The sequence below is a fragment of the Runella sp. genome, assembly GCF_027484545.1.
In the GTDB taxonomy this organism is placed as follows: Bacteria; Bacteroidota; Bacteroidia; order Cytophagales; family Spirosomataceae; genus Runella.
In genome coordinates, this window is the sequence record NZ_JAIXST010000106.1 from 1 (window position 1) to 7,041 (window position 7,041).

Consider the following 7,041-nt stretch of genomic DNA (forward strand, 5'->3'; position numbering starts at 1 on the left):
CAAAGGTGGACTAAAACAGGTTTGCAACAAGTAGCTAATATTAGGGTCGCTTTTAAAAAAAATCAGTGCAATAAAGTAACCGATTTAATAAAAATGGCGGCTTAATAAACTTGTCCTACACCCAATAAGTGGCAAAAGGAAAAATTTTTAGAGAAATACAGGTCACTATAAAGAATTGTACATCCATGCCTGCACAATTCTTTATAGTGACAGGAAAAACGTTTCTATTTTTTTTGTGTTTTTAAATTTATAACGTTTAATTTATAACGGAATAGTAACGACAATAAACTATTATAGATTATGCCAAAATTAGACCGATCCGATTTTAAATACAACGCTAAAGTTTTTGAAAAAACCTGCCAATGGTGTGGGACAGCTTTCTTTGCCAGTCGGTCTACTGCCAAGTATTGCTGCGGTACCTGTAGGGGGTATGCCAATCAGGCCAAACAATCGGAAGAAGCGGTGCCCTACGATGAAACTGAAAAGATGATTTCTGCCTTACTTTCCGAAAATGCGTATCTCAAAGGGCAGTTGCAGCGCTATATCTTAGAAAATCAGGAGTTAAAAAAAACGCTAAACATCAATTGAAAATGATTGGCAAAACTTGTTACATCATTTTAGCGTAGAATGTATGTTAAATAGTCAGTACCAAACAGGTTTTAAAACGATTGCAACGTATGATCGCCCCAAAATTCACTTAGGCTTAGGAATTCACGAAATGGGCACGACAGGCATGGGCAAAGATTCCAAAACTTCGGTATTGAATAAAAACAATCAGCTCCATGCCTGCAAAAATGTCTTTGTCACCGACGGAGCAGCAATGGCTTCATCGTCTTGCGTAAATCCTTCCCTGACTTATATGGCCCTGACGGCGCGAGCCGTGGATTTTGCCGTAGCAGAAATATAAAAGAAGAATTTATAAAGTGTTCGGTTTTATTGAATTAGGACGATTCTACTTTCTTTCGTTTGGAATGAAGTACTTCGTCCTAATTTATTTAATTGGTAGTCAATTCGCCAAACATATACTCCTGTTGAACAGGGCTCTCCTTTGTAGGTACCATCCCAAATAAATGGTGGACTGTTCGTTTGAAAAATTAGTTCACCCCATCGGTTATACACTGTCAATGACGAAAACGTAATGTCACCGCAAGCAAAGGGTTGAAACACATCATTGACACCATCAGCATTAGGCGAAAAGGCGTCAGGGGCATAGAGAACGCATTCACAGTCGCTGTAATCGACTACGATGGAATCCCTTATTGTGGCGCAGTCGTTGCTAACCGTTGCGCTGTAAATGCCTGATTTATTTACTGTTCGTTTGATTTCATTGAACGAATCCAGCCACCGAAAGGTACCTTCGGTAAATAAGGGCTGAATGGAATAAATCTCCGTTCCGCATAATTTCTTATCCTGCCCCAAGTCCAACCGAGGCGGTAAAACATACCGCACTCTGATGGTATCACTGATGGTACAGTTGGCTTCAGAAACCTGTACCGTATACAGGCCGGCCCGAGTCACCTGATAATTATTTTGCGATGCGCCGTCCTGCCAACGATACACCCCTGACTGCGATACCCGCAGCGTCATTTTTTGACCCTCGCAGAGCGTAGTATCAGGTCCCAAACTGAAATCAAGTTTGTAATTAATAGTAATCGTATCTCGTAATATCTTGCAGGGAGTAGTGACCGTTACCCAGTATTTGCCGGGCTTTGTCACCAACAGGGTCGATGAAGTACTGCCCGTGTTCCATTTATACTCAGAGGCACCGGGGGTATCCGCATCCAGTAAATGGGTGCTTTTTCGCCCGCACAGCGTAGTATCGTTACCGAGGTTTAATTGAATGGTTCGTAAGGAGATATCGTCAATGAATAAATAATAATAACCTAAGGTTATTGGCAGTTGGACAAAATTTCCGATGGTTACGTACTTTTCCCCTCCTTTGGCTACAAAGCATCCTGACACTTTTTCCCACTGAAAGCGCTTGGTGATTTTCTCCGTTCTGTTATCCAGCAGCTGTGGCTTTTCGTCGGGGACCAGTAGGTCTTTTTGGGTTGCCGTAGTCAGAGGTTGGGTGGAAATATAGGCACCAAATGAGCCAGACGGGTACCGATCGGGAGTTGGGGAACTGATATACATTTCAAACTGATAGGCTTCGCCTGCTTTGAGGGGCTCTTTCAGAGGAGTAGCCAAATACTCTGCCCAACCCAAATCCATAAACAAGCGGGCCAATCCTTTCCCTGAGTGAGGGGGTAATTCAATTTGATTCGTTGGAAAACAATAGTTATAAAAATCCGGGGTGGCTTTATTGGGATTATACCAAGGCGTTGCCTCTTTCAGCAAATTGTCCTGCCAGGGGCAATTTTGGTAGGTTTCAAATCCTCCGTTGGGGATGAATTCCTGCCCGGCTGCCTGTAGAGTAACTGCAAGCGCTGAAACTAATAGCCAAATGACCTTCCCATTCATTGCTGAAGAAAAATTACAATAGGTAACGCAGGAAACCAGTACTTTTACCATATTCGTAAACGGGATGCAGAAAAAGTACGGCAAGTTAATCGGAATGATTGGAATCGCTATAACTACAGGCCAATAATTAGCTTAAACCAAGGAGAAGATAGTCTTTAGATAGTGTAATACAGCAGTAGTGTTCTGCCATTCTCAAAATATGAATTACTTTTGTGACTTGATAAAAGCTTAAACCATAACCTACGGCTTTTTGTCTTCAATAAATTATTAATTATCAACTGAATAACCATTCTATGTTTAAACCGAGAAGTATCCTTTTAAAATTTATTGCCTGCCTTCCGGGAGTGATTGTTGCGCAATCTGCTTTTGCACAAACCGCTATTCCTTTAGATGACCTAAGTGCATTTACCAACAAAGCCAACAACTGGTCTATCGCTGGTGACGCTTCTGTCGATATTTCAAAAGTAAATGTTTTGAATACCAAACCGGGTAAAGGAGTATTAGCCTGTATTCACGAAAAAGGCAAATATGGCCCTGAATATGAACTTGTCTCCAATTTCAAACACGGAGATTTAGATTTGGAACTGGATTTTATGTTGACCAAAGAATCCAATTCGGGTATTTATCTTCAGGGAAATTACGAGGTTCAGCTTTTTGACAGCTGGGGCAAAAAAACGGCTAAATACAACGACAACGGCGGTATCTACGAGCGTTGGAATGACTCAAAACCAGATGGTGAAAAAGGCTATGAAGGATATGCACCTCGTTTCAATGTAGCAAAAGCGCCGGGTTTATGGCAAAATATCAAGATTTCATACCAAGCCCCTCGCTTTGACGCGGCCGGTAAGAAAATCTCCAATGCCGTATTCCTTAAAATTGTTTTGAACGGGGTAACCATTCACGAAAACGTGGAAGTGAGCGGCCCGACCCGCGGTTCACTTACCAAAGAAGATGTTGAGTCAGGTCCTTTGCGTATTCAGGGAGATCATGGTTCATTGGCCATCAAAAATATCATCATCAATAATTTTGACAAAAAACCCGGGACCTTATCGGACCTTACCTACAAAACGTATTATGGTACTTTTGCTACCAATGAAGATTTCTCTAAACAAAAAGTGGCAGAAACAGGCAAGAAAGACGCCCTTACTTGGGAAATCCTGAAAGAAAACAACAACTACGCCTACCTCTATAACGGAAAATACACCGCCGCTACCGAAGGCGAATATACCTTCAGAATGCAGGCAGCCGGAAATGCTTATCTCAAAGTGGATGGCAAAGATGTACTTTCAATCGAATCAAGAAACAACAATTCGACCCGTCAGGGAAAGGTAAACCTCAAAGCGGGAGAGCACACAATTGAAATTTTCAACAGCAAAACCGAGGGGTATATGCGTCCCGGTTTGGCGGCGTGGGTGTCCGGTCCGGGCTTTCGTGAAATGTCTTTAAATACCGCAAGTTCTATGACCATGGGCGGTGGCGTTGATCCCATTTTGGTGACGGCTCCAACAAGTACGGTAATGCGCAGTTTTATGGATTTCAAAAAGACCCCGGACGCTAAAAATGTGCGGGTTGTACACGCTGTTTCGGTAGGAAATTCTTCCAATCTGCACTATACATACGACCTCGACAAAGGGGCGCTGTTGCAGGTCTGGCGCGGAGAATTTCTGGACGCTACTCCTATGTGGCACGATCGCGGCGATGGTTCTTCCCGTCCACGCGGCAGTGTAACGCTTTTGAACAACGCCATGTTTCTGGGAAAAGTAAGCGGTCAGTCAGCTTGGCAGGCCGATACTACCGGCAGCGGATTCCTTCCAAAAGGGTATTCATTGGATGAACCGGATGTTCCGACGTTCAATTACGTCGCTTTTGGTTCACCCGTTACCGATCATCTTTCGGTGGTGGATAACAAATATTTTGAGCGCGAAGTAAAACTGGCAAAACCCGTAGAAAACCTGATGGCAAGAATCGCCGAAGGAAGCGGGATTGAAATGGTCTCGGAAGGAGTTTACTCCGTCAATAACAAGTCCTATTTTATTCAAATAACGGACAAATCGGTGGTACCGCAAATCAGAAATGTGGCCGGTGGACAGGAACTGATCGTTCCGGTAACGAACGGTTCCGTTAAATACGCCATCCTTTTCTAACTTGAATATTTAAAACCGGTCCGCATCAGGATTCTAATTCAGTGAACAGATAACCCAGCAAGCGTTGTTCGACAACTTGCCCTATCATACTAAACACAATGAAAAAAATTGCTCAAATCGCATTGATACTTTTGGCGGCTCTACCAATGGTAAAAGCACAAGAATCGCCTAAGGAAGAAGATTTTTATAAAATCATTACTCCTCCCATCCCCGAGGGAATTATTCTGGAAGTGGGCGGACTTACCACGCTTCCAAACGGCTCTTTGGGAATTTCGACCCGCCGCGGTGAAGTATGGATTGTGGACAACCCTACGAGCCGTACGCCCTATTTCAGAAAATTCGCCTCCGGTTTGCACGAAATACTGGGTCTTGCCTACAAAGACGGGTTTTTGTATTGCGCTCAACGCGGTGAGTTGACCAAGCTAATTGATAAAAACGGGGACGGTAAAGCCGACATTTACGAAACCGTACACTCATGGGCGCTGTCAGGTCATTATCATGAATATTCGTTCGGACCAAAAATTGCACCTGACGGAAGCTTTTTCGTCAGCGGAAACGTAGCTTTCGGTGACGAAGAATGGTGGAGAGGGGAAAGTCGCGTGCCTGGTCGCGGATGGATTTTTCGCATTACACCCGATGGAAAATTTGAGCCGTATGCCACAGGCGTTCGCTCACCGGCCGGTATCAGCATGTTGAAAGGTGAACTTTGGTATACCGACAATCAAGGTGATTGGATGGGAACGGGCGGTATTTTCCCCGTAAAAAAAGGTGGATTTATGGGCCACCCGGCGGGGTTGAAATGGGCTGAATTACCCAATTCTCCCGTGAAACTGACTGAAAAACAATTTTTTGCTGAACGCGACAATCGTAAGGAAAGAGATGAAAACAATCGCGCCATCAAACCCGAAAACACGCGCAATGAAACACCTCAGTTTTTGTATCAGTTGAAAGAAAAATATGACATGGTACAGCTTCCGGCAGTTTGGTTGCCGTATGGTGTGCACGGTGTATCTACTTCTGAACTGATTATGGACGAAACTAACGGCGGCTTCGGTCCGTTTGCGGGTCAGGTTTTTGTGGGTGACCAAGGGCAAAGTAACATCATGCGGATAGTTCTTGAAAAAGTAAAAGGAGAATACCAAGGCGCATCCATTGGTTTCCGCAGCGGATTCCAGTCAGGGGTTTTACGGATGTCTTTTGCGAAAGACGGCTCCCTGTTCGTGGGTGAAACCAACCGAGGTTGGGGTTCGGCCGGTGATGCTAACCAAGGATTGCAGCGTTTGGTTTGGAACGGTAAAATGCCGTTTGAAATGTACACGGTAAAAGCCATGCCCGACGGATTTGAAATCGAATTTACACTGCCAGTTGACCGTAAATCAGCCGAAGACCTTGATTCATATAAAGTTAGCAGCTACTTATACAAGCACTATCCTGTCTACGGCAGCCCGCTGATTGATACGAAAGATGTTACAGTAAAAGGCGTAAAATTGTCGGAAGACGGCAAAAAAGTGCGAATTGTTCTGGACGGTATGCGTCAGTATTTCGTTCATAAACTTCAATTGGACGGCGTGCGTGCTGCCAATAATTATTGGTCGTTGGTTCACCCCGATGCGTATTATACGCTGAACAATATTCCTGACGGAGAAAAATTAAAAGTTACTGATTTGAAAACAACACGCTCAGGAAATGTCAAAGCAGCGGTTACTGCACCTGTAAAAGAGCATGTGTCACCTGATGGGAAAGACAAAACGCCAGCACCGACTGCTGCTAAAACAGCGGCCGCTGCCAAAAAAGCCCCGACTTGGGAAGAAGTAAAACCGCTTTTGGCAAAAAATACCTGCCTGGCCTGTCATGCAACGGACAAAAAAGTGGTTGGGCCTTCCTATATTGATGTGGCAAAACGTAAATACAGCAATGAAAAAATCGTTGAATTGATTTACGCCCCAAAACCGGAAAACTGGCCCGATTATTCAACACCCATGGCACCGATGCCACAGGTTTCTAAAGGAGATGCACTGAAAATAGCGGCTTGGATTAATTCATTAGCGAAGTAAATAACTGCTTTAGTTAAAAACAGAACCTCCCTTCCTGCTTTGAGTTTTTAGTGATTCTCAAAGCAGAAAGGGAGGTTCTGTTTTAGTTGAGTGTCAACTAATTCGGGTTATATGACTTCCGACTTATCTTCTATAGCTTCTCTCATTTTATCTTCTTTCAATATCCTTCGGCGTTTTTTAACTTCGTCACTTGCCTCAAAGAGTTTATAGTCATTTTGAATTTTTCTTCTCATTCGAGTCAGGGATGAAAATACTGTAAGATTTTTGGTAGTGCGCCAATTATGGTGCTGATTTTGTAAGGGGCAATCGGGGTGTTATTTTTGTTTTACCAAGAACCTAAATAACCTACCTGATGTGTAATACACCCGAAAGATGCCCCC

Annotated in this window: 4 protein-coding genes and 1 pseudogene; 4 read left to right on the forward strand and 1 reads right to left on the reverse strand. The window is 43.7% G+C overall.

Features of this window, described 5'->3' with window-relative positions:
- The first annotated feature begins 300 nt into the window (after positions 1 to 300).
- Both Q0081_RS09565 and Q0081_RS09570 read left to right on the forward strand, forming a co-directional pair.
- A complete protein-coding gene (locus Q0081_RS09565) occupies positions 301 to 588 on the forward strand; it encodes a hypothetical protein (RefSeq protein WP_298351987.1) in 288 nt (95 codons plus the stop codon).
- Between the two features lie 73 nt (positions 589 to 661).
- Positions 662 to 907, forward strand: a pseudogene (locus Q0081_RS09570) (GMC family oxidoreductase); the annotation flags it as partial.
- A 26-nt stretch (positions 908 to 933) separates the two neighbouring features.
- On the opposite strand, the gene Q0081_RS09575 reads toward Q0081_RS09570, so the two are convergent.
- Positions 934 to 2,514 (reverse strand): gliding motility-associated C-terminal domain-containing protein, encoded by a 1,581-nt coding sequence (locus tag Q0081_RS09575; RefSeq protein WP_298351989.1) that lies wholly within the window; start codon positions 2,512 to 2,514, stop codon positions 934 to 936.
- A 242-nt stretch (positions 2,515 to 2,756) separates the two neighbouring features.
- Between Q0081_RS09575 and Q0081_RS09580 the strand changes: the two genes are divergently transcribed.
- The gene (locus Q0081_RS09580) at positions 2,757 to 4,607 is read left to right on the forward strand and encodes a family 16 glycoside hydrolase (RefSeq protein ID WP_298351992.1); all 1,851 of its coding nucleotides are present in this window, start codon (positions 2,757 to 2,759) and stop codon (positions 4,605 to 4,607) included.
- Positions 4,608 to 4,705: 98 nt separating this feature from the next.
- On the forward strand, positions 4,706 to 6,661 hold the full coding sequence (locus Q0081_RS09585; RefSeq protein ID WP_298351995.1) for a hypothetical protein: 1,956 nt from the start codon (positions 4,706 to 4,708) through the stop codon (positions 6,659 to 6,661).
- Positions 6,662 to 7,041 lie beyond the last annotated feature (380 nt).

Coding starts and splice junctions, on each gene's coding strand:
- Q0081_RS09565 (WP_298351987.1), top strand. CDS start 301: ATGCCAAAATTAGACCGATCCGATTTTAAATACAACGCTAAAGTTTTT.
- Q0081_RS09575 (WP_298351989.1), bottom strand. CDS start 2,514: ATGGTAAAAGTACTGGTTTCCTGCGTTACCTATTGTAATTTTTCTTCA.
- Q0081_RS09580 (WP_298351992.1), top strand. CDS start 2,757: ATGTTTAAACCGAGAAGTATCCTTTTAAAATTTATTGCCTGCCTTCCG.
- Q0081_RS09585 (WP_298351995.1), top strand. CDS start 4,706: ATGAAAAAAATTGCTCAAATCGCATTGATACTTTTGGCGGCTCTACCA.